A 21,745-nucleotide genomic window follows, 5' to 3' on the forward strand; every position below is an offset into this window, starting at 1 on the left:
AATAGCATTTCGAAGTGTGGAGTCCCGTTGGGTGCTGCACCTGGACATGGATGCGTTCTTCGCCTCGGTCGAACAACTCACCCGGCCGACGCTGCGCGGACGGCCGGTGCTGGTCGGCGGCCTGGGCGGGCGCGGCGTGGTCGCCGGGGCCAGCTACGAAGCCCGCGTGTACGGCGCCCGCTCCGCCATGCCGATGCATCAGGCCCGCCGCCTGATCGGCGTGACCGCGGTGGTGCTGCCGCCGCGCGGGGTGGTGTACGGGGTGGCCAGCCGGCGCGTCTTCGACACGGTGCGCAGCGTGGTGCCGGTGGTCGAGCAGCTGTCGTTCGACGAGGGCTTCGGCGAACCGGCCCGCCTCGCGGGCGCGTCCGCCGAGGACGTCGAGGCGTTCTGCGAGGACCTGCGCCGACGGGTGCGCGCCGAGACCGGCCTGATCGCTTCGGTCGGCGCCGGCTCGGGCAAGCAGATCGCCAAGATCGCGTCGGGCCTGGCCAAGCCCGACGGCATTCGGGTGGTCCGGCGCGCCGAGGAGCGGTCGCTGCTCGGCGGGTTGCCGGTGCGGCGATTGTGGGGCATCGGCCCGGTCGCCGAGGAGAAGCTGAATCGACTCGGCATCGACACCATCGGTCAGCTGGCCGCGCTGACCGACGCCGAGGCCGCCAACATCCTGGGCGCGACGATCGGGCCGGCGCTGCACCGCCTGGCGCTCGGCATCGACGACCGGCCCGTCGCCGAGCGCGCCGAAGCCAAACAGATCAGCTCCGAGTCCACCTTCGCCGTCGACTTGACCAGCCTCGAGCAGCTGCGTGAGGCGATCGACCCGATCGCCGAGCACGCGCATCAGCGGCTGCTGCGCGACGGCCGCGGCGCCCGCACGGTCACGGTGAAGCTGAAGAAGTCCGACATGAGCACGCTGACCCGCTCGGCGACTCTGCCCTACGCGACGACCGAGCCCGGCGCGCTCGTCGCGGTGGCCCGGCGGCTGCTGCTGGATCCCCGTGAGATCGGGCCGATTCGCCTACTGGGCGTGGGCTTTTCGGGGTTGAGCGACGTGCGCCAGGAGTCGCTGTTCCCCGATCTGGACCTGGCGGGGGAGACCTCGGAGGAATATCCAGTCGAGACCGCGGCCGAGGCCATGTTCGCACCGGTGGCCGAAGCGGGGTCGCCGTGGCGGGTGGGCGACGACGTGTCGCACCGCGAGCTCGGGCACGGCTGGGTGCAGGGCGCGGGCCACGGCGTGGTCACCGTGCGGTTCGAGACCCGCGCCTCGGGGCCGGGCGCGGCGCGGACGTTCCCCGCCGACACCGCCGAGCTGACCAAGGCGAACCCGGTCGACTCCCTGGACTGGCCGGACTACCTGGGCGCGCTCGAAGCCGACATGTCAGCCCCAGCGGGCGATGACGTCGCCGACCGGTAGCCGCGCGGCCAGCGCGGCCATCATCAGCACCCGGGCCTGCGGCGGCCGCAGCCTGGGCACCATCACCGCGCCGGCGGCCGCCATATCGTGGCCGGGCCCGTAGCTGGCGCCGACCCGCCCGCCCGGGACGCGGGTGGACACCGCCACGGCGACCCCGGCCCGGCAATGGCGGGCCACCGCCTCGACCACCGCGTCGCCGGCGTTACCCGAACCCAGCGCCTCGAGCACCAGGCCCCGCGCCCCGGCGGCCACGCACGCGTCCAGGGCCACCCCGTCGCTGCCCAGGTAGGCGGCGACGATGTCCACCCGGGGCGCGTCCGCCGCGGTGAGCTCGCCGAGCTGGGGCCGGGTCTTGGTGCCGGCCAGCGTGACGCCGCCATTCACGGTGCCGATCAGCTCACCGGCGAAGCCGCTCAGGTCGTTGGTCGCCACCTTCGTCAGGCCCAGGGGCTGCAGCACCCGGCCGGCGAAACACAGCAGGACGCCCAGGCCGCGGGCGCCGGGGTGCCCCGCGACGGCCAGAGCGGCGCGCAGGTTGGCCGGGCCGTCGGCGTCGGGCGCGTCGGCGCTGCGCATCGCCCCGGTGAGGACCACCGGGACGTCGCCCGCGTGGGTGAGCTCGAGCCACAGCGCGCTCTCCTCCATGGTGTCGGTGCCGTGCGTGACCACCACACCGTCGGCGCCGCCGTCGATCGCCGCCCGCACGGCGCCGCGGATCCGGTCCCAATCGGCCGGCACCAGCTGGGAGCTGTCCAACGCCAGCGCGTCGACGACGTCGACGTCGAGACCGGCCGCCAAGTCGGCCGCGCCGTACGAGGGCCGGTGCACGCCGTCCGCGCCGGTGCCGGTCGATATCGTGCCTCCGGTGGCGATGACGGTGAGCCGGCCCATGGTGAGATCATCGCGCACGCCGACCGCGAACATCGGCCAGCCCGCGTCCGCATTGGGGGATGATGTGAGAGTGCCCGAGGAACCCACCGGATCCACTGAGCCCGTGACGTCGACCGACGAGGCCGCCGACGCCGCCGCTGCCGACCCGAAGCGGCCGCCGAGGCGGCTGCGCCTGCTGCTGTCGGTCGCGGCGATCGTCTTGGCCTTGGACGTCGTCACCAAGGTGCTCGCCGTCAAACTTTTGCCCCCCGGCCAGCCGGTGCCGATCATCGGCGACACGGTGACCTGGACGTTGGTGCGCAATTCCGGGGCCGCGTTCTCGATGGCGACGGGATACACCTGGGCGCTGACGCTGATCGCCACCGCAGTGGTGGCCGGGATCTTCTGGATGGGACGCCGGCTGGTGTCGCCCTGGTGGGCGGTCGGGCTGGGGATGATCCTCGGCGGCGCCATGGGCAACCTGGTGGATCGCTTCTTCCGGGCGCCCGGGCCGCTGCGCGGCCATGTCGTGGACTTCCTGTCGGTCGGCTGGTGGCCGGTGTTCAACGTCGCCGACCCCTCGGTGGTGGGCGGCGCCATCCTGCTGGTGGTGCTGTCGATCTTCGGCTACGACTTCGACACCGTGGGCAGGCGCAGGCCGACCAGCGCGAATGACTGACCGTTCCATGCCGGTGCCCGAGGGGCTGGCGGGCATGCGCGTGGATGCGGGGCTGGCGCGCCTGCTGGGGCTGTCCCGCAGCGCCGCGGCCGCCCTGGCCGAGGACGGCGGGGTGGAGCTGGACGGCGTGCAGGCCGGCAAATCCGACCGGCTGACCGGCGGCGCCTGGCTGCAGGTGCGCCTGCCCGAAGCCCCGGCGCCGGTGGAGAACACGCCGGTCGACATCGAGGGCATGACGATCCTGTATTCCGACGACGACATCGTCGCGGTCGACAAGCCGGCCGCGGTGGCCGCGCATGCGTCGGTCGGGTGGACCGGGCCCACGGTGCTCGGCGGGCTGGCCGCCGCCGGCTACCGGATCACCACCTCGGGCGTGCCGGAGCGGCAGGGCATCGTGCACCGCCTCGACGTCGGAACCTCCGGGGTGATGGTGGTGGCGCTGTCGGAGCGCGCCTACACCGTGCTGAAGCGGGCGTTCAAGCAGCGCACGGTGGACAAGCGCTATCACGCGCTGGTGCAGGGGCATCCGGACCCGTCGAGCGGGACGATCGACGCGCCGATCGGGCGGCACCGCGGCGGCGAGTGGAAGTTCGCCGTCACCAAGGATGGCCGGCACAGCCTCACCCATTACGACACCATCGAAGCCTTTCACGCCGCCAGCCTGCTCGACGTGCACCTGGAAACCGGTCGCACGCACCAGATTCGGGTGCACTTCTCCGCGCTGCACCACCCGTGCTGCGGTGACCTCGTCTATGGAGCTGATCCGAAACTCGCGAAAAAGCTTGGGCTCCAACGGCAATGGCTGCACGCCCGGTCGCTGTCGTTCGCCCATCCGGCGGACGGTAGGCGGATCGAGATCGTCAGTCCCTACCCGGCCGATCTGCAGCACGCGCTGGACGTGCTGCGCGCCGAGGGCTGATCATTCTGATGGTCGCGACCCGTCCCCCGCGCTTCGCTGGGGGTGCCCCCAGCGCCCGGCTTCGCCGCGCTTGCGATCACTCGGCCGGCTTGCGCGCCTCGACGAGCAGCCGCACGGAGTGCGCGACGAACGGGCCGTCGGCCTCGATGCGCTCGTGCAGTTCGCGCAGCCGCTCCCGGTAGGCGCCGACCGTGAAGTCCGGCACCGTCCAAATCACCTTGCGCAGGAAGTAGATAACGGCGCCGATGTCGAAGAACTCGGCCCGCATTCGTTCCATGCGCATATCGACGATGTCCATCCCGGCGGCCTCGGCTTCGGCGCTCTGGACGTCGGGGTGTAGCTCGGCCCATTTCTCCGGCTGCGGCCCGATGAAGTATTCGACGAGTTCGGCCATGGTCGCCGGCCCGATCTGCTGGGCGAAGTAGGTGCCGCCCGGTCGCAGCACCCGGGCGATCTCGGGCCACCGCACCGCGATCGGGTGGCGGCTGGTCACCAGGTCAAAGGCCGAGTCGGCGAACGGCAACCGCGGCTCGCCCCCGGTCAGCACGACCACCACGCCGCGGGGATGCAGGCGTTGGGTGGCCAGGGCCGCATTGGGCGGCCATGACTCCGTCGCGGCCATCGTGCGCGGAAATCTCTCGGCGCCGGAGAGCACTTCGCCGCCCCCGGTGTCGATGTCGCAGGCGGCCGACACGCTCGCCAGCCGTTGGCTCATCTGACGCTGGTAACCCCACGACGGGCGTTCTTCGGTGGCCCGCCCGTCCAGCCAGGAGAAGTCCCAGCCGTCGACGGGAGCCGCGTCCGCCTCCGCCACGAGGTCGTCGAATGTGCGACCCATGCCGAGCATGCTAGGCACGCTCACGGCGCGGGGCAGACGAATTTGGTGCCGTTCAAATCGAGCTTGACCTCGCCCTGGTGCTCCCAGTATTCGTAACCCTGCCGGCCGTATCGGGCGCCGCTGCCCGACGGCTCGAGGAACAGGATCTCCTGGTTGCCCTTCCAGTTGAGCACCGCCGCCGGCGGGTCGAAGTCGTTGTAGAACTGCGCGGTCAACGGCCCCGCATCGGCGGGGCACTGGTAGGTGACGACGGGCGGGCTCAGGGTGCCGGGGTCGGCGATGGCCAGCTCGTCCAGCCGGGTCTGATACGCCTCGACCAGGCAGGTGCGCGCTGCGGGGTTCTGTGCGCACCCGTCGCGCGTGGTCGCCCAGCCGTTCTGCGCCGACGTCAGCGCGGCCTGGTCCGCGCCTGGCCGGGCAAGGGCCTGCTGGTAGGCGGCCTGCAGGCGGTGGTCGAGGTCGGTCAGTTGCGGATCGCGGCACACCAACTGCTGCGCCGCGTTGGCCGGTTTGGCGCAGTCGAGTGCCGCCGCGGTCGGCGGGGCAGTGGTGGTGGTTGTTTCGGTGGTGGTGCCGGCCGACGGCGGGGTCGTTTTCGCACCGCAGGCGCCCAGCATCAGGGCCGCAACGATGACGGCGAGCAGTCGCATACGTGCTGAGTACCGGTTGCGGGCCGCAGCTCGCGCGCGACACGCCGAGATTGCCGGCAATCTCGGCGCAGCCGTCAGACGGTGGCTTTGTTCGCCTCGCCCGTCGCGATCTCGGGAGCCAGCGGCGCGATGGCGCCGATGATCTCGGTCACCGTTTCGGGCGGGACCCCGGCCGCGGCGAGCGCGTCGGACAGATGCCCGGCCACCAGGTTGAAGTGGTGCATCGTGATGCCGCGCCCCTGGTGCACTTGCTTCATCGGAGCGCCGGTGTAGGGCTCGGGCCCACCGAGGGCCGCGGCGAAGAACTCGACCTGCTTGCCCTGGAGCCGGTTCATGTTGGTCCCGGTGAAGAATCCGGAGAGTTGGTCGTCGGCAAGCACACGGACGTAGAAGTCCTCGACCACGACTTCGATCGCCTCGTGCCCGCCGATCCGGTCGTAGACGGCGGCCGGCTGTGGTTTGCGGAAGCGTGCCAGAATTTTCATAAGCCCGATTGGAACATTTCGGCGTTGCCCGTCAGTTAGTTCGCGATCACGCACGGATGTCTTTGCGTAACAAGCGGATTGCCCACTCTTGACGGTCGTGCAGGCCGCGGCGTGAGACGCGGGGCCCGCGTTACATGCCAGAAATTTGCATCGGGCCCCCGACCCGATGTCCTAGGTTGGCTTAATGACGCACGTCACATCGTTCACACCGCCCCGCAAGGAGCTCATGGTCAACGGGCAGGCCAGCTGCGGTCGGGGGGCCGACATCATCAGGAGCGAAAGCCGATGAACCTGGGTGACCTAACGAATCTCGTCGAAAAGCCGCTCGCGAACTTAGTGGAGAAGCCGATCGCGGCGGTATCCCACATCGTCAACACGCCGAACTCCGCGGGCCGCTACCGACCCTTCTATCTGAGGAATCTGCTCGACGCGGTACAGGGCCGCACGCTCGACGAGGCAGTAAAAGGCAAGACCGTCCTGATCACCGGGGGATCGTCGGGCATCGGCGAGGCCGCCGCGAAGCGGATCGCGGAAGCCGGCGGCGTGGTCGTGCTGGTCGCCCGCACCCGCGAGAACCTGGAGAAGGTCGCCTCTGAAATCGAGGGCAACGGTGGCACCGCCCACGTCTACCCGTGCGACCTGTCCGACATGGACGCGATCGCCGAGATGGCCGATCAGGTGCTCAAAGACCTCGGGGGTGTCGACATCCTGATCAACAACGCGGGGCGGTCGATCCGGCGCTCGCTGGAGCTGTCCTACGACCGCATCCACGACTATCAGCGCACCATGCAGCTGAACTATCTGGGCGCGGTCCAGCTCATCCTCAAATTCATCCCCGGCATGCGGGAACGGGGGTTCGGGCACATCATCAACGTCTCCTCGGTCGGCGTGCAGACCCGCGCGCCGCGCTTCGGCGCATACATCGCCAGCAAGGCCGCGCTGGACAGCCTGTGCGACTCCCTGCAGGCCGAGACCGTGAATGACGACGTGAAGTTCACCACCGTGCACATGGCGCTGGTGCGCACCCCGATGATCAGCCCGACCACGCTCTACGACAAGTTCCCGGCGCTGACGCCGGATCAGGCGGCCGGGGTGATCGCGGACGCGATCGTGCACCGGCCCCGCCGGGCCAGCTCGCCGTTCGGGCAATTCGCCGCCGTCGCCGACGCGGTGAACCCGGCGGTGATGGACCGGGTGCGCAACCGCGCGTTCGCCATGTTCGGCGACTCCCACGCCGCCAAGGGCGACGAATCTCCAAGCGATTCACCGCAATTCGACAAACGCAGCGAAACGTTTGTGCGGGCGACGCGCGGGATACATTGGTGACATCATGAGCCTTCCGAAACCTGACATCGACACCACCGTCGTGATCACCGGCGCCTCGTCGGGCATCGGCGCCGAACTGGCTCGCGGCCTGGCCCGTCGCGGCTTCCCGCTGCTGCTGGTCGCGCGGCGCCGGGAACGCCTCGACGAACTCGCCAACGAGGTGGGCCAGGAATACTCGGTGGCCGTCGAGGTGCTGCCGTTGGACCTCGGCGATCCCAAGGGCCGCGCGAAGCTGGCGGACCGGCTGCGCGCCGAGCCGATCGCCGGCCTGTGTAACAGCGCCGGGTTCGGCACCAGCGGGGTCTTTCACGAGCTGCCACTCGAGCGCGAAAGCGAGGAGGTCACCCTCAACGCGCTGGCCCTGATGGAACTCACCCACGCCGCCCTGCCCGGCATGGTCGAGCGCGGCGCCGGCGCGGTGATGAACATCGCGTCGATCGCCGGTTTTCAGCCGGTGCCCTACATGGCGGTGTACTCGGCGACCAAGGCCTTCGTGCAGACCTTCTCCGAAGCCGTGCACGAGGAGCTGCACGGGACGGGAGTGTCGGTGACGTGCCTGTGCCCGGGGCCGGTGCCGACGGAGTGGGCGGAGATCGCCAACGCCGAGCGGTTCAGCATTCCCATCGCGCAGGTCTCACCCCAAGAGGTTGCCGAGGCGGCGATCGGCGGGATGCTGGGCGGCAGGCGCAGCGTGGTGCCCGGCGTCGTGCCCAAGGTCGTCAGCACCGGCGGGCGATTCGTGCCGCGCACCCTGCTGTTGCCCGGGATCCGGATCGGCAGCCGCTTCCGCGGGGGACCCAACCGCTGAGCGTGTGCCAGGATCGCCCGGTCACAGCCGTCACTTCCGTCGCTGCGCCGGGCGATCGACGATGTGCCCGCCTCACAGCGACAACCGGGATTCCAAGGGCGGTAGCCAATTTTGTCGCTGTGAGGCGGGCACTGCTCCGCATCCCGCCGATCAGGGGCCTGAGTGACGGGTGTGACGATGCGGTCGCGCTAGGCTCCGGTCATGGCCGCTGTAGACCTGACCGCCGATGTGCCGATGACCCCGCAGGAGATGTGGGACCGCGTCTCCGACCTGTCGGACCTGGGCGACTGGCTGGTGATGCACGAGGGGTGGCGCAGTGATCTGCCCGAGGAGCTCGGCGAGGGCGTCCAGGTGGTGGGCGTGGCCCGGGCGAAGGGCTTCCGCAACCGGGTGACCTGGACGGTGACCACGTGGGATCCGCCGCACGAGGTCGCGCTCTCGGGGTCCGGCAAGGGCGGCGCCAAGTACGCCGTCACGCTCACCGTGCAAGCCGCCGAAGAGGGATCCACGCTGGGCCTGCGCCTTGAGCTGGGCGGGCGCGCGTTGTTCGGGCCGGTCGGTTCGGCCGCGGCGCGGGCCGTCAAGGGGGACGTGCAGAAGTCGTTGAAGAACTTCGTCGAGTTGTACGGATAGAAACGCAGACACACTTCGCGACACGCCCGAAAGGCGTCGGTCCTCAGTCATAGACTGGCGTCCCTATGAACCACTCCTCCTTCGTGCACCTCCACAACCACACCGAGTACTCGATGCTGGATGGGGCCGCGAAGATCTCGCCGATGCTGGCGGAGGTGGAGCGGCTGGGAATGCCCGCGGTCGGGATGACCGACCACGGAAACATGTTCGGCGCCAGCGAGTTCTACAACGCGGCGACCAAGGCGGGGATCAAGCCGATCATCGGGGTCGAGGCCTACATCGCGCCGGGCTCGCGCTTCGACACCCGCCGGATCACCTGGGGCGATCCCGGTCAGAAGTCCGATGACGTCTCGGGTAGCGGTTCCTACACGCACATGACGATGGTGGCCGAGAACGCCACCGGGCTGCGCAACCTGTTCAAGCTGTCGTCGTTGGCCTCCTTCGAGGGCCAGCTCGGCAAGTGGTCGCGCATGGACGCCGAGATCATCGCCGAACACGCCGAGGGCATCATCGCCACCACGGGCTGCCCGTCCGGGGAGGTGCAGACCCGTCTGCGGCTGGGGCACGACCGCGAGGCGCTGGAGTCGGCCGCCAAGTGGAGAGAAATCTTCGGCGCGGACAACTACTTCCTCGAGCTGATGGACCACGGGCTGTCCATCGAGCAGCGGGTCCGCGAGGGCCTGCTCGAAATCGGCCGCAAGCTGGGCATCCCGCCGCTGGCCACCAATGACTGCCACTACGTCACCCGCGACGCCGCCCACAACCACGAGGCGCTGTTGTGCGTGCAGACCGGCAAGACCCTCTCGGATCCGAACCGGTTCAAGTTCGACGGCGACGGCTACTACCTGAAGTCGGCCGCCGAGATGCGCCAACTCTGGGACGACCAGATCCCCGGCGCGTGCGACTCGACGCTCTTGATCGCCGAGCGCGTCCAGCCCTACGACGACGTGTGGACACCGCGCGACCGGATGCCGATCTTCCCGGTGCCCGAGGGGCACGACCAGGCGACCTGGCTGCACCACGAGGTGATGGCGGGACTGCGTCGACGCTTCCCGTCCGGCGTCGGCCAGGACTACATCGACCGGGCCTCCTACGAGATCAAGGTCATCTGCGACAAGGGCTTCCCGTCCTACTTCCTGATCGTCGCCGACCTGATCAACTACGCGCGCTCGGTCGACATCCGGGTGGGGCCCGGCCGCGGTTCGGCGGCGGGCTCGCTGGTTGCCTACGCGTTGGGCATCACCAACATCGACCCGATCCCGCACGGCCTGCTGTTCGAGCGGTTCCTCAACCCCGAGCGCCCGTCGGCACCCGACATCGACATCGACTTCGACGACCGTCGTCGCGGCGAGATGGTGCGCTACGCCGCCGACAAGTGGGGCCAGGACCGCGTCGCCCAGGTCATCACCTTCGGCACCATTAAAACCAAAGCGGCGCTGAAAGATTCGGCGCGAATCCACTACGGCCAGCCCGGCTTCGCCATCGCCGACCGGATCACCAAGGCGCTGCCGCCGCCGATCATGGCCAAGGACATCCCGCTGTCCGGCATCACCGATCCCGCGCACGAGCGGTACAAGGAGGCCGCCGAGGTGCGCGGCCTGATCGAGACCGACCCCGATGTGCGCACCATCTACCAGACCGCCCGCGGCCTGGAGGGCCTGATCCGCAACGCCGGCGTGCACGCCTGCGCCGTGATCATGAGCAGCGAGCCGCTCACCGAGGCCATCCCGCTGTGGAAGCGGCCGCAGGACGGCGCCATCATCACCGGCTGGGACTACCCGTCGTGCGAGGCCATCGGCCTGCTGAAGATGGACTTTTTGGGCCTGCGCAACCTGACGATCATCGGCGACGCCCTGGACAACATCAAGGCCAACAGGGGAATCGACCTCGACCTGGAATCGGTGCCGCTGGACGACAAGCCCACCTATGAGCTGCTGGGCCGCGGCGACACCCTGGGGGTGTTCCAGCTCGACGGCGGGCCGATGCGCGACCTGCTGCGCCGCATGCAACCGACCGAGTTCAACGACATCGTCGCCGTGCTCGCCCTGTACCGCCCCGGCCCGATGGGCATGAACGCCCACAACGATTACGCCGACCGCAAGAACAACCGGCAGGCGATCAAGCCGATTCACCCCGAGCTCGAGGAGCCGCTGCGCGAGATCCTCTCGGAGACTTACGGTCTGATCGTCTACCAAGAGCAGATCATGTTCATCGCCCAGAAGGTCGCCTCCTACACGATGGGTAAGGCCGACGCGCTGCGCAAGGCCATGGGCAAGAAGAAGCTCGAGGTGCTCGAGGCGGAGTACAAGGGCTTCCAGGAAGGCATGACCGCCAACGGCTTCTCCGAAAAAGCGGTGAAAGCATTGTGGGACACCATCCTTCCGTTCGCCGGCTATGCGTTCAACAAGTCGCACGCCGCCGGCTACGGCCTGGTCTCCTACTGGACCGCCTACCTGAAGGCCAACTATCCGGCCGAATACATGGCCGGCCTGTTGACCTCGGTGGGCGACGACAAGGACAAGGCCGCGGTCTACCTGGCCGACTGCCGCAAGCTCGGCATCACCGTCCTACCGCCGGACGTCAACGAGTCCCTGGTGAACTTCGCCTCGGTGGGCCAGGACATCCGGTTCGGGCTGGGCGCGGTGCGCAACGTCGGCGCCAACGTGGTCGGCTCGCTGATCAAGACCCGCAACGAGAAGGGCAAATTCACCGACTTCTCCGACTACCTGAATAAGATCGACATCTCGGCCTGCAACAAGAAGGTCACCGAGTCGCTGATCAAGGCCGGCGCGTTCGACTCGCTGAGTCATGCCCGCAAGGGCCTCTTCCTGGTGCACACCGACGCCGTCGATTCGGTGCTGGGCACCAAAAAGGCCGAGGCCATAGGGCAGTTCGACCTGTTCGGCGGCGATGACGGGTGCACCGAGTCGGTGTTCACCATCAAGGTGCCCGAAGACGAGTGGGAGGACAAACACAAGCTGGCCCTGGAGCGCGAGATGCTCGGCCTGTACGTGTCGGGGCATCCGCTCAACGGCGTGGCGCACCTGCTGGCCGCGCAGACCGACACCCAGATCCCGGCCATCCTCGACGGCGACGTCCCCAATGAAAGCCAGGTGCGGGTCGGCGGCATCCTGGCGTCGGTCAACCGGCGGGTCAACAAAAACGGAATGCCCTGGGCGTCAGCACAACTGGAAGACCTCACCGGTGGCATCGAGGTGATGTTCTTCCCCCACGCGTACTCTACCTACGGCGCCGACATCGCCGACGACGCGGTGGTGCTGATCAACGCCAAGGTGGCCATCCGCGACGACCGCATCAGCCTGATCGCCAATGAGCTTGTGGTGCCGGACTTTTCCAACGCCCAACCGAACCGGCCGATCGCTGTCAGCCTGCCTACCCGGCAGTGCACCATCGACAAGGTCAGCGCGCTCAAGCAGGTGCTGGCGCGGCACCCCGGCACGTCCCAGGTGCACCTGCGGCTCATCAGCGGTGACCGGATCACCACCCTGGAGCTGGACGCCTCGCTGCGGGTGACGCCGTCGCCCGCGCTGATGGGGGACCTCAAGGAGCTGCTCGGCCCGGGCTGCCTGGGCAGCTAGGCCGGCTCACATCTCGAAGCCGAGTGTGAAATTAGCCGCACACTCGCGGCCGAGCGTGAAATTAGCTTCACACTCGCGGACTCGGCGTCAGGCGTCGCCGGACCGCAGCCGCGCGCAGCCCATCTGCGCTCACCGCATGCCGACTGTGCGGCCAGCCGCACCCTCGCGCGCCACTGTGCGGGCAGCCGCACACTCGCCGCGCGCTAAGCGGTCAACCCCAGTGCCGCCTGATGGTCATGGGTGGGGATGATGGTCACCGCATGCCGAGCAAGGTGCAGTCGCTGCAGCGTCCGGAACGCCTCGTCGCGATCCTCGTCCACCAAAACACCCGGATAGCTTGCCTTTTGGCGGACCTTCTCGATCTGCAGCCAGTGCCAGGCCGCGTCGCCGGCGATCAGGATCCAGCCGCGCCCGGTGTGGGCGAGCACTCCGACGCTGCCCGGGGTGTGGCCGGGCAGGTCGACAAGTAGGACGGACCGGTCCCCGAACAGGTCGCGGCTTCGGGCGAAGGTCAGCACCGGCGGCCCGTCCAGCTCGTAGTCGACCACGGGCCGTCCGCGCAGCGAATCGCGGACACCGCCGACGGGCGCGACGGGGCCGGACCCGATCCAGTCCCGTTCGGTGCGGTGCAGATGAACGGGCAGATCCGGCAGATCCAGCAACCCCGACACGTGATCCCAGTGCGCGTGGGTCGGCAAGGCGAAATCCAACGCCGGCGGCTCCGGCAGCCGGGTCAGGGCCGTGACCGTGGGAACGGTGTCGGCGGGCGGGCGGACGGCAACGCGCAGCACCGCGGGTAGTTGGGCGATCGCCCGCCGCTCGACGTCGCGGCACACGGCCGGGTCGACGATGAAGGTGGCGTCCGGATGGCTGACGACGAACGAGGTCATCGAGTTCCCGACGCGCCCGGGCGTGAATGTGCCCTCGACGATCGCCGCGGTCGGCACCGATCGCGGCACCTGGGGCAGCGCGGTCACCGTGACGGTGCGCCTGGGCTCGGGCAGCCCCGCGTCGGCGACGCTGCGCAGGAACCTCTGGTCGGGCCGTCGCGGACGCACCGCGCCCCAGACCGATCCCATTGCGGCGGAGCAACATTGGCGCAGCGAGGGGGAGCGGACCGGCTCGTGCCTCATGGCACGTCCACCCGGACGATGACGCTGTCGGGCCACACGCCCCGGTCGCGCGCACGGCTCAGCTTCTCGCGGACGCACAGGTCTTGGTGGACGTTGGTGACGCCCGGGACCTTGATCAGCGGCACGATGTTCCACTGCCAGCCATACCGTTTGTGCAGGACGCGGTTGGCCCGCGCGGCGTCGTCGCCCGACAGGATCGTGGCGCGGCCCGCCACCGTCGTCGCGCCCGGACGGACCCGGCCGCGATGGTCGCACGCGGTGACCTCGACGTCGCGGCGCGTGGTCAGCCGCCGGGTCTTCGGCCCCACTTTGGTGCGGAACACCAACGCGTCGCCATCCAGCCCGAACCAGATCGGGGTGTCGACGGGGGTGCCGTCGCGGCGGAACGATCGAAGCAGCGCGTAGCGTGCCGCGCCCAGCCCATTGAGTGGATGTGTGTGCATAAGATCAGTCAACGACTTAGAGTTGGCTCTAAGTCAAGCGTCGAAGGAGAGGCCGATGAGTCCACGGCTGACGATCGGCGAGGTGGCGCGCCAGGCCGGGGTCGCGGCGACGACGCTGCGTTACTACGAGCAGATCGGCTTGGTGCCGCCGCCCGGGCGGCTGGGCGGGCAGCGCCGCTACGACGATTCGGTGCTGGCCCGGCTCGAGGTGATCCGGCTCTGCAAGTCGGCCGGCTTCGCGCTGGAGGAGATCCAGCTGTTGTTCGCCGACGACGCACCGGGGCGGCCGGCGAGCCGCGCCCTGGCGGAGGCCAAGCTCGCCGAAATCGATGCCCAAATGGAGTCGCTGGCCCAGGCCCGGGCGGTCATCGAGTGGGGCATGCGCTGCACGTGTCCCTCAATTGATGCGTGTACCTGTGGAATTCATACCGCGTTGCCCGCCTGAGCAAAGGAGCTCCCGTGAGTCAGCCGCCCACCATCCCCGTGCAGAGCTTCTCCCATGTGTGCATCGGCGTCTCCGACATGGAGGCGTCGCTGGCCTTCTACACCTCGCTGCTCGGCATGGACGTCGTGTTCGACGTCGAGCTCGACGGCGCCGGCCTGGATGCGGTGACCGGTGGGGTGGCGCAGCGGGGGCGCATGGTCGGCGGGTTGATCGGCGCCGCCATGGTCGAGTTGATGTCGCTGGGCGCGGTCCCCGAGTGCCCGCGCGGGCCGCACCTGGGCTACACCAACGTCTCGTTCCGGGTGGACGACCTCGACGCCACCTTCGACGTGGTGCGGCGTGAGCACCCCGACGTCCGGGCCGAGCCGCCCGTCGACATCGGCGGGGTGCGGATGTTCTTCATCTACGACCCCGACGGCACCCCCATCGAACTGCTGGAGTTGCCCGCCGGCATATCGAGCACGCTGCAGCTCTGGCGCCCGGATCCAGCGTGATCCATTCCGCGTCCCCGATCACGGACGTACGCTCACGAAGGCAGAGCTGAGAGGACACCCATGACGACAGCCGAGCGCCCGGCCACCCTGTGCGAGGCATTCCAGCGCAGCGCGTCGATCGATCCGGACGCCGTCGCGCTCCGCACCCCCGGCGACACCCAGACCATGACGTGGAGCGAGCTCGCGGCGCAGGTGCGCAAAGTCACCGCCGGACTGGCCGGCCTGGGGGTCGGGCGGGGCGACACCGTGTCACTGATGATGGCCAACCGCGTCGAGTTCTACCCCTTGGAGATCGGTGCCCAACACCTCGGCGCCACTTCGTTTTCGGTGTACAACACGCTGCCCGCTGAGCAGCTGACGTACCTGTTCGACAACGCGGGGACGAAGGTCGCGATCTGCGAGGAGCAGTACGTGGACCGCATCCGCGCCAGCGGCGCGCCCATCGAACACATCGTCTGCATCGACGGGTCACCGCCCGGCACCATTTCGCTGGACGACCTGTACGCCGCGGCGCAGCCCGATTTCGACTTCGAGGCGACCTGGCGGGCGGTGCGGCCCGACGACGTCGTCACCCTCATCTACACGTCCGGGACCACCGGAAACCCCAAGGGCGTGGAGATGACCCACGCCCATCTGCTGTTCGAGGCGTATGCCCTCAACGCCGTCCTGCCGTCCCGGTTCGGTGACCGGGTCACGTCGTATCTGCCGACGGCGCACATCGCCGACCGGGTGATGGGTCTGTACGCCCTGGAAGTATTCGGCGCCCAGGTCACGGTCGTCTCCGATATCCGCGCCATCGCCGCCGCCCTGCCCGATGTGCGGCCCACGGTCTGGGGCGGGGTGCCGCGGGTGTGGGAAAAGCTCAAGGCCGGAATCGAATTCGCCGTCGCTAACGAAACGGACGAGGTCAAGCGTCAGGCCTTGCAGTGGGCGATGTCGGTGGCCGGCAAGCGCGCCGCCGCCCTGCTGGCCGGCGAGCAGATGTCGGACGAGCTGGCCGGCGAATGGGCCCAGGCCGACGAGTTGGTGCTGTCGAAGCTGCGCGAGCGGCTTGGCTTCGGCGAACTCCGTTGGGCGGTGTCCGGTGCGGCTCCGATCCCGAAGGAGACGCTGGCGTTCTTCCTCGGCATCGGCATTCCCATCGCCGAGGTCTGGGGGATGTCGGAGCTGAGCTGCGTCGCCGCCGTCAGCCATCCACGCGACGCGCGCCTGGGCACCGTCGGCAAGCTGCTGCCCGGGCTCGAGGGCAAGATCGCCGACGACGGCGAATATCTGGTGCGCGGTCCGCTGGTGATGAAGGGCTACCGCAAGGAACCCGCCAAGACCGCCGAGGCCATCGACGCCGACGGCTGGCTGCACACCGGCGACATCATCGACGTCGACGACGAGGGCTACCTGAGGATCATCGACCGCAAGAAGGAGCTGATCATCAATGCCGCCGGAAAGAACATGTCGCCGGCCAACATTGAGAACACCGTGCTGGCGGCGTGTCCGATGGTCGGCGTGATGATCACGATCGGTGACGGGCGGCCGTACAACGCCGCGCTGATGGTCTTCGACGCCGAATCGGTCGGACCGTACGCGGCCCAGCACGGCCTGGCCGACGCGTCGCCCGCGGCCCTGGCGAGTCATCCTGAAGTCATCTCCCGGATCGCCGCGGGGGTGGCCGAGGGCAACGCCAAACTGTCACGGGTGGAACAGATCAAGCGTTTCCGGATACTGCCCTCACTCTGGGAGCCCGGGGGAGACGAGATCACGCTGACCATGAAACTCAAGCGCAAGCCGATCATGGCGAAGTACGCGAGCGAGATCGAGGAGCTCTACGCGCCCGAACTACACCCGGACGTGCACGAGCCGTCGGCGGCCGCGACGGTGCAACCGGCATGAGCGGGGGACCGGGGGCGACCGCGCGCGAGTTCGGCCGGGTCGGCGTGCGAAAGCTGCTGCAGCGCACCGGCATTGTCGAGGAGTCGACGACACCGCTGACGACCGACCCGGTGGAGGTCGTCCAGCTGCTGGCCGCCCCGTGGTATGACGAGCGGCTGAGTGGGCTGGCCGACGAGCTGGGTCGCGACCTGGCGAGCGTGCGCGCCGAGGCCGCCAGTTACCTGCGGGAGATGGCACCCTCGCTGGACGAGCGGGCGGTCAGGGCGTGGCGCAGCTTCAGTTGCTGGCTGATGCGGGCCTACGACGTGCTGGTCGACGAGGACCAGATCGCGCAGCTGCGCAAACTGGATCGCAAAGCCACGCTGGCGTTTGCCTTTTCGCATCGCTCCTACCTGGACGGTCTGCTGCTGCCGGAGGTGATCCAGGCCAACCGGCTCTCGGCCGCGCTCACCTTCGGCGGGGCGAACCTGAACTTCTTCCCGATGGGCGCCTGGGCCAAGCGCACCGGCACGATCTTCATCCGCCGTCAGACCAAAGACATTCCCGTGTACCGGTTCGTGCTGCGCGCCTACGCGGCGCAGCTGGTGCAGAACCACGCCAATCTCACCTGGTCCATCGAAGGCGGCCGCACCCGTACCGGCAAGCTGCGTCCCCCGGTGTATGGGATCCTGCGCTACATCAGCGACGCCGTCGACGAAATCGACGGCCCTGAAGTCTATTTGGTGCCCACCTCGATCGTGTACGACCAGCTGCACGAGGTCGAGGCCATGACCACCGAGGCCTACGGAGCCGCGAAACGGCCCGAGGACTTCCGTTTCCTGATCCGGCTGGCGCGGCAGCAGGGCGAGCGGCTGGGCCGCGCGTACCTGGACTTCGGCGAACCGCTGCCGCTGCGCAAGCGGCTCGAGGAGCTGCGCGCCGAGGAGTCCGGAACGGGCACCGAGATCGAACGCATCGCGCTGGACGTCGAGCACCGGATCAACCGCGCCACCCCGGTCACCCCCACCGCGGTGGTGAGCCTCGCGCTGCTCGGCGCCGACCGCTCGTTGTCCATCAGCGAGGTGCTGGCCACCGTGCGACCGTTGGCGAGCTACATCGCGGCCCGAAACTGGTGCGTGGCCGGCGCCGCCGACCTGACGAATCGCTCGACCATCCGTTGGACGCTGCATCAGCTCGTCGCCTCGGGCGTGGTCAGCGTGTACGACGCCGGCACCGAACCGGTTTGGGGCATCGGGGCAGACCAGCACCTGGTCGCGGCGTTCTACCGCAACACCGCCATCCACATCGTGGTCGATCGCGCCATCGCCGAGACGGCGTTGCTGGCGGCCATCGAAGACGCCGAGGCTTCGGTGGACGGGCTGGTGCAGCCGACACGCGTACGAGACGAGGCGCTGGCCCTGCGCGAGTTGCTGAAATTCGAGTTTCTCTTCTCCGCGCGTGCGCAATTCGAAAAGGAGCTCGCCGACGAAGTGCGCCTGCTCGGGCGGGTGGAAGACACGAGCAAGGCTGCCAACGCGGCCGATGTGCGCGGGCTACTGGAAAAGGCCGACCTGCTGTTGGCGCACCTGGTGTTGCGCCCGTTCCTGGACGCCTACCACATCGTCGCCGACCGGCTGGCCGCCTACGAGGACGAATCCTTCGACGAGAACGCCTTTCTCGCCGAGTGCCTCGAGGTCGGCAAGCAGTGGGAGCTGCAGCGCAGGATGGCCAGCGCCGAGTCGAGGTCGATGGAGCTGTTCAAGACCGCGCTGCGACTGGCCCGGCACCGCGAGCTGGTGGACGGCTTCGAGGACCTGGACATCGCGCGGCGGCGGCGCGAGTTCGCCGACGAGATCGCCACCGCCGTCCGGCGGGTCAACACCATCGCGGGCCTGGCCGGGGCGCGGTAAACGGCGCCCCGCGGGGACCGGCGCAGCATTCAGCGCACCGGCGGCGCGGGAAGGTCCGCGTGCCGAACCTGGTTGCCGCCAGCGCGTTTCGCCTCATACATCGCCAGGTCGGCCGCGTGCACCAGCCGTTCGATCACCTGCCGGTCGAGAAACTCGCTGCCGGTCGGGAGCCGGAAGCTGCTGACACCCACGCTGGCTGTCACGCCCCAGGGCGTCGCGGCAATGGCCGCGCGTACGGTTTCCGCCATTCGAAGCGCTTGCTCGGTGTCCATGGTCTGGGCGACCAGGAATTCCTCCCCGCCCACCCGGGCGATCAGTGTTCCCACGCTGCCGATTCGCCGCAGGTTGTCGGCTACCGCCACCAGGCTGCGGTCGCCCTCGGCGTGGCCGTAGGTGTCGTTGACCCGTTTGAAGTTGTCGAGATCGACCATCAAGACACTCAGGCATTGCGAGCGTCGGTCGGCGGCCGACATTTTCGACGCCGATCGGTAAAAGCCCCTCCGGTTGCGCAAGCCGGTTAGCGGATCGGTCGAGGACTTCAGGGCGTCGACCGACAGCCAGTGCACCAGTACCTGGCCGCAGAATGGCACCGCCAGGATGCCCGCGCTGAGCAACAGGAAGTTGGCCGCCGCCATCGACGCGTCACCGGACCAGGCGATTCGCGCGGCGCACACGGCCGCCGCACCCAGCGCGCTGCCGAGCGTGAAGACCAGCAGGCGCGCGGAGTGACAAAACGCGACATAGCCCGCGAGACCACCGAACGCGGCGCAACTCAGCATCCCGCTGCGCGGGTCGGCCTCGGTCACACACGTGGCGGCGATGCCGAGTGTGCCCACTATCGAAAACACTTGTGATTCAATGCGCCCGGGCCAGCGCCGCACCCACACCATTGCCATGCCCGCCAGGAAGGCGACGAACGCCACCGCCAGGCCGCGCCCCACGGGTGTCTGCATACCCGAACGGCTGCCCAGCATCAGCAGCGTCGCCGCGGCCAGGATGGACAGGATGCCGACCATCAGGTAGCGGATGAATGGCTTCAATCCGCGTGCGCCGAGGTAGTCAGAGAACCAGTCGTAGTGGTCGGGCTGACGCCACCACACGCCGATCCAGTGCATCGCGAGGCCCCTCACCCGTACCTTCGCCGTATGGTACTTACCACCGACAGAATCGGGAGGCATTCAGAATTTCGGGCCGTCCCCGCCTGACCGCACTGGCGCTTCCGCGCATCGTGGGCACTGCCGACCCGTCCAACCAACCGGCCGCTGAACGGAATCTCACCATGACCACCGTCGACAATCCCATTCCGCCGCAGAACTTAACGGGCATCGTGGGGTGCCGGTTCATCTACACCTACGCCAACGGGTGGCGTTACGAGATGTATGTGAAGAACGAGCGCACGATCGACTACCGAATCCATTCCGGCCATGTCGGCGGACGGTGGGTCAAGGGCCAAGAGGTCGACCTGGTGGCGCTCGACGTCGACAGTTACAAGATCTCGTGGACCGAGCCCACGGGCACGTCGGTGGCCGTCAACGTCATGCCCGGCAAGCGGCGAATCCACGGCGTGATCTTCTTTCCCCAGTGGATCCGCCAGCACGGCGAGCGCACCGTGTGCTTCCAGAACGACCATCTCGAGGAGATGCGCGCCTACCGCGACGCGGGGCCGACCTACCCGATCTTCACCGTGCCCGAGTTCGCCTACATCACCCTGTTCGAGCGGGTGGGTGCCGACGACGAATCGGTGATCGATGTAGCCCCCGACCAGCTTCCACCGGGCTGGGCCGACCGCACCGATTGACAAAGTGGGGGGCGTCCGTGGGCCTGGCGGCACTCCACAAGTTTGGTAGCCGAGAGTTGTCGTACCCCTTTGCGATGATGAAGTCATGTCCTCGATCGCATCGCCTCCCGCGGTAGTCAGTCCCGCGGATCGTGTTGAGGTGTTGTTCGACGAGTTGGCGGAGTTGACCGGTCAGCGCAACGCGATCGATGGCCGCATCGTCGAAATCTTCGCGGAGCTGGATCGTGACGGGCTGTGCGGTCTCACGGGTGCGCGGTCGGTCGAGGCGTTGGTGGCCTGGAAGCTGGGCTGCTCGTCGTCGAACGCGCACACGATCGCCGATGTCGCGCGCCGACTCGAGGCGTTTCCGCGCTGCGCCCAGGGCATGCGGGAAGGTCGATTGTCGCTGGATCAAGTCGGGGTCATCGCGGCGCGGGCAAGTGACGGCTCTGATGAGCATTACGCGGAGTTGGCCAGGGTCGCCACGGTCAGCCAGCTGCGCACGGCGGTCAAGCTGGAACCGCGACCCGAATCCGATTCTCGCCCGCAACCGCTACCGTCGATCACCAAGACTTCCAGCGACGAGTTCACTTGTTGGAGGGTCAAACTCGCGCCCCTGGATGCGGCGAAGTTCGACGCGGCGCTGGCGTCTCACCGTGACGCGCTGGTCGCCGAGTGGAAGCGCGATCGCGGCGGTCCAGGCGTCACATCCGATGCCATGCCGCCGTTGCCGGGCACCCTTGAGGCGTTCATGCGCCTGGTCGAGTCGGGATGGGATGCCGAGGTGGCCCGCCGGCCGCACGGGCAGCACACCACGGTGGTCGTGCACGTCGATCTCGAGCAGCGCGCCGCGGAGCTGCATCTGGGTCCGCTGCTCACCGACGCCGAACGCCGATACCTGACCTGTGATGCCACGTGCGAGGTGTGGTTCGAACGCGACGGTGAGCTCATCGGCGCCGGCCGAGCGAGCCGCCAGATCAACCGGCGGCTTCGCCGCGCCCTCGAGCATCGGCACCCCACCTGCGTGGTTCCCGGCTGTGGCGCTACCCGCGGTCTGCACGCCCACCACATCCGGCATTGGGAAGACGGCGGCCCAACAGAGTTGGCCAACCTGGTGCTGGTATGTCCCTATCACCACCGGTTGCACCACCGCGGCGCCATCACGATCACCGGACCCGCCGACGATCTCGTCGTCTCCGACAGCTCGGGCCGGCCGCTCAGCGCGGGATCGCTTGCGCGTGCGCCCAGCCATGCCCCGCCCGACGTCCCGCCGTGCCCCGGGCCCACCGGTGAGCGCGCCGACTGGTGGTGGTACGAACCCTTCCAGCCGCAGCCGCCACCAAGCAGCAACTAGACCTTCGTTAGCGGACCGACCGCCGGTGGCTGCCCGCCGCGAGGAGGAATCCGACCCACCGCAGGTTCGGCGAGAAGGTGATGGGCAAGCTCTTCCCAT

20 protein-coding genes are annotated in these 21,745 nt (G+C 68.7%); 13 read left to right on the top strand and 7 right to left on the bottom strand.

All coding sequences use genetic code 11. The features are described 5' to 3' along the window. Window positions 1–31 precede the first annotated feature (31 nt). Window positions 32–1,417 (top strand): DNA polymerase IV, encoded by a 1,386-nt coding sequence (locus A5697_RS14025; RefSeq protein WP_197501002.1) that lies wholly within the window; start codon window positions 32–34, stop codon window positions 1,415–1,417. Here the strand turns inward: A5697_RS14025 and A5697_RS14030 are convergent. After that, a complete protein-coding gene (locus A5697_RS14030; RefSeq protein WP_068011052.1) occupies window positions 1,382–2,308 on the bottom strand; it encodes an asparaginase in 927 nt (308 codons plus the stop codon). The two genes, A5697_RS14025 and A5697_RS14030, sit on opposite strands and share 36 nt — an antisense overlap. Window positions 2,309–2,378: 70 nt before the next feature. Here A5697_RS14030 and lspA point away from each other — a divergent pair, with 70 nt between their 5' ends. Together lspA and A5697_RS14040 are read left to right on the top strand one after the other, a co-directional pair. Then, window positions 2,379–2,966: a signal peptidase II gene (gene lspA / locus A5697_RS14035; RefSeq protein ID WP_082953392.1), complete on the top strand. Its 588-nt coding sequence runs from the start codon at window positions 2,379–2,381 to the stop codon at window positions 2,964–2,966. Continuing rightward, complete coding sequence (locus A5697_RS14040; protein ID WP_068011002.1) at window positions 2,959–3,885, top strand: RluA family pseudouridine synthase; 927 nt, start codon at window positions 2,959–2,961, stop codon at window positions 3,883–3,885. Before lspA ends, A5697_RS14040 begins: the two co-directional genes overlap by 8 nt. 76 nt (window positions 3,886–3,961) lie before the next feature. Here the strand turns inward: A5697_RS14040 and A5697_RS14045 are convergent, their stop codons facing one another. From A5697_RS14045 to A5697_RS14055, 3 genes are all read right to left on the bottom strand, one after another. Continuing rightward, the gene (locus A5697_RS14045) at window positions 3,962–4,723 is read right to left on the bottom strand and encodes a class I SAM-dependent methyltransferase (RefSeq protein WP_068011054.1); all 762 of its coding nucleotides are present in this window, start codon (window positions 4,721–4,723) and stop codon (window positions 3,962–3,964) included. Between the two features lie 20 nt (window positions 4,724–4,743). Next, window positions 4,744–5,373, bottom strand: a complete 630-nt coding sequence (locus A5697_RS14050) for a lysozyme inhibitor LprI family protein (protein WP_068011004.1) — start codon at window positions 5,371–5,373, stop codon at window positions 4,744–4,746. Between the two features lie 74 nt (window positions 5,374–5,447). Further along, complete coding sequence (locus A5697_RS14055; protein WP_068011006.1) at window positions 5,448–5,858, bottom strand: group 1 truncated hemoglobin; 411 nt, start codon at window positions 5,856–5,858, stop codon at window positions 5,448–5,450. 285 nt (window positions 5,859–6,143) lie between these two features. Here A5697_RS14055 and A5697_RS14060 point away from each other — a divergent pair, with 285 nt between their 5' ends. From A5697_RS14060 to dnaE, 4 genes are all read left to right on the top strand, one after another. Next, window positions 6,144–7,184 (top strand): SDR family NAD(P)-dependent oxidoreductase, encoded by a 1,041-nt coding sequence (locus A5697_RS14060; protein ID WP_067948005.1) that lies wholly within the window; start codon window positions 6,144–6,146, stop codon window positions 7,182–7,184. A gap of 4 nt (window positions 7,185–7,188) precedes the next feature. Further along, window positions 7,189–7,992, top strand: coding sequence for an SDR family oxidoreductase (locus A5697_RS14065; protein WP_067948007.1), 804 nt, complete (start codon window positions 7,189–7,191; stop codon window positions 7,990–7,992). A gap of 201 nt (window positions 7,993–8,193) precedes the next feature. After that, a complete protein-coding gene (locus tag A5697_RS14070) occupies window positions 8,194–8,625 on the top strand; it encodes an SRPBCC family protein (protein WP_067948009.1) in 432 nt (143 codons plus the stop codon). A 65-nt stretch (window positions 8,626–8,690) separates the two neighbouring features. Next, window positions 8,691–12,224, top strand: a complete 3,534-nt coding sequence (gene dnaE, locus A5697_RS14075; RefSeq protein ID WP_068011007.1) for a DNA polymerase III subunit alpha — start codon at window positions 8,691–8,693, stop codon at window positions 12,222–12,224. Between the two features lie 203 nt (window positions 12,225–12,427). Here dnaE and A5697_RS14080 read toward each other — a convergent pair whose 3' ends face one another. Then, window positions 12,428–13,303, bottom strand: a complete 876-nt coding sequence (locus A5697_RS14080) for an MBL fold metallo-hydrolase (protein WP_231972068.1) — start codon at window positions 13,301–13,303, stop codon at window positions 12,428–12,430. 50 nt (window positions 13,304–13,353) lie between these two features. Next, window positions 13,354–13,800: a PPOX class F420-dependent oxidoreductase gene (locus tag A5697_RS14085; RefSeq protein ID WP_068011012.1), complete on the bottom strand. Its 447-nt coding sequence runs from the start codon at window positions 13,798–13,800 to the stop codon at window positions 13,354–13,356. 55 nt (window positions 13,801–13,855) lie between these two features. Between A5697_RS14085 and A5697_RS14090 the strand changes: the two genes are divergently transcribed. From A5697_RS14090 to A5697_RS14105, 4 genes are read left to right on the top strand one after another with little or no spacing between them, the layout of a single operon-like run. Next, entirely contained in the window at window positions 13,856–14,245 is a 390-nt protein-coding gene (locus A5697_RS14090; RefSeq protein ID WP_066953289.1) for a helix-turn-helix domain-containing protein, read from the top strand. Window positions 14,246–14,259: 14 nt separating this feature from the next. Further along, a complete protein-coding gene (locus tag A5697_RS14095) occupies window positions 14,260–14,739 on the top strand; it encodes a VOC family protein (protein WP_082953393.1) in 480 nt (159 codons plus the stop codon). 60 nt (window positions 14,740–14,799) lie between these two features. Then, on the top strand, window positions 14,800–16,626 hold the full coding sequence (gene fadD11 / locus A5697_RS14100; RefSeq protein WP_068011014.1) for a fatty acid--CoA ligase FadD11: 1,827 nt from the start codon (window positions 14,800–14,802) through the stop codon (window positions 16,624–16,626). Beyond that, window positions 16,623–18,515 carry a lysophospholipid acyltransferase gene (locus A5697_RS14105; protein ID WP_068011015.1) on the top strand — a complete coding sequence of 631 codons (1,893 nt, stop codon included), beginning with the start codon at window positions 16,623–16,625 and terminating at the stop codon, window positions 18,513–18,515. The genes fadD11 and A5697_RS14105 overlap by 4 nt, the downstream gene beginning before the upstream one ends. A 29-nt stretch (window positions 18,516–18,544) precedes the next feature. Here the strand turns inward: A5697_RS14105 and A5697_RS14110 are convergent, their stop codons facing one another. Further along, window positions 18,545–19,630 carry a diguanylate cyclase gene (locus tag A5697_RS14110; RefSeq protein WP_068011018.1) on the bottom strand — a complete coding sequence of 362 codons (1,086 nt, stop codon included), beginning with the start codon at window positions 19,628–19,630 and terminating at the stop codon, window positions 18,545–18,547. Window positions 19,631–19,794: 164 nt separating this feature from the next. Here A5697_RS14110 and A5697_RS14115 point away from each other — a divergent pair, with 164 nt between their 5' ends. Beyond that, entirely contained in the window at window positions 19,795–20,313 is a 519-nt protein-coding gene (locus tag A5697_RS14115) for a phenolic acid decarboxylase (protein ID WP_067948088.1), read from the top strand. 85 nt (window positions 20,314–20,398) lie between these two features. Then, the gene (locus A5697_RS14120; protein WP_067948038.1) at window positions 20,399–21,646 is read left to right on the top strand and encodes an HNH endonuclease signature motif containing protein; all 1,248 of its coding nucleotides are present in this window, start codon (window positions 20,399–20,401) and stop codon (window positions 21,644–21,646) included. The last annotated feature ends 99 nt before the right edge of the window (window positions 21,647–21,745 follow it).

Origin of the sequence: Mycobacterium sp. E3251 (assembly GCF_001666835.1) — a bacterium.
GTDB lineage: Bacteria > Actinomycetota > Actinomycetes > Mycobacteriales > Mycobacteriaceae > Mycobacterium.

What these genes read in the sequence shown, in the direction of transcription:
- A5697_RS14030 (WP_068011052.1), bottom strand. Translation starts at nt 2,308, where the DNA reads ATGGGCCGGCTCACCGTCATCGCCACCGGAGGCACGATATCGACCGGC.
- A5697_RS14040 (WP_068011002.1), top strand. Translation starts at nt 2,959, where the DNA reads ATGACTGACCGTTCCATGCCGGTGCCCGAGGGGCTGGCGGGCATGCGC.
- A5697_RS14045 (WP_068011054.1), bottom strand. Translation starts at nt 4,723, where the DNA reads ATGGGTCGCACATTCGACGACCTCGTGGCGGAGGCGGACGCGGCTCCC.
- A5697_RS14050 (WP_068011004.1), bottom strand. Translation starts at nt 5,373, where the DNA reads ATGCGACTGCTCGCCGTCATCGTTGCGGCCCTGATGCTGGGCGCCTGC.
- A5697_RS14055 (WP_068011006.1), bottom strand. Translation starts at nt 5,858, where the DNA reads ATGAAAATTCTGGCACGCTTCCGCAAACCACAGCCGGCCGCCGTCTAC.
- A5697_RS14060 (WP_067948005.1), top strand. Translation starts at nt 6,144, where the DNA reads ATGAACCTGGGTGACCTAACGAATCTCGTCGAAAAGCCGCTCGCGAAC.
- A5697_RS14065 (WP_067948007.1), top strand. Translation starts at nt 7,189, where the DNA reads ATGAGCCTTCCGAAACCTGACATCGACACCACCGTCGTGATCACCGGC.
- A5697_RS14070 (WP_067948009.1), top strand. Translation starts at nt 8,194, where the DNA reads ATGGCCGCTGTAGACCTGACCGCCGATGTGCCGATGACCCCGCAGGAG.
- dnaE (WP_068011007.1), top strand. Translation starts at nt 8,691, where the DNA reads ATGAACCACTCCTCCTTCGTGCACCTCCACAACCACACCGAGTACTCG.
- A5697_RS14080 (WP_231972068.1), bottom strand. Translation starts at nt 13,303, where the DNA reads ATGGGATCGGTCTGGGGCGCGGTGCGTCCGCGACGGCCCGACCAGAGG.
- A5697_RS14085 (WP_068011012.1), bottom strand. Translation starts at nt 13,800, where the DNA reads ATGCACACACATCCACTCAATGGGCTGGGCGCGGCACGCTACGCGCTG.
- A5697_RS14090 (WP_066953289.1), top strand. Translation starts at nt 13,856, where the DNA reads ATGAGTCCACGGCTGACGATCGGCGAGGTGGCGCGCCAGGCCGGGGTC.
- fadD11 (WP_068011014.1), top strand. Translation starts at nt 14,800, where the DNA reads ATGACGACAGCCGAGCGCCCGGCCACCCTGTGCGAGGCATTCCAGCGC.
- A5697_RS14105 (WP_068011015.1), top strand. Translation starts at nt 16,623, where the DNA reads ATGAGCGGGGGACCGGGGGCGACCGCGCGCGAGTTCGGCCGGGTCGGC.
- A5697_RS14110 (WP_068011018.1), bottom strand. Translation starts at nt 19,630, where the DNA reads ATGCACTGGATCGGCGTGTGGTGGCGTCAGCCCGACCACTACGACTGG.
- A5697_RS14115 (WP_067948088.1), top strand. Translation starts at nt 19,795, where the DNA reads ATGACCACCGTCGACAATCCCATTCCGCCGCAGAACTTAACGGGCATC.
- A5697_RS14120 (WP_067948038.1), top strand. Translation starts at nt 20,399, where the DNA reads ATGTCCTCGATCGCATCGCCTCCCGCGGTAGTCAGTCCCGCGGATCGT.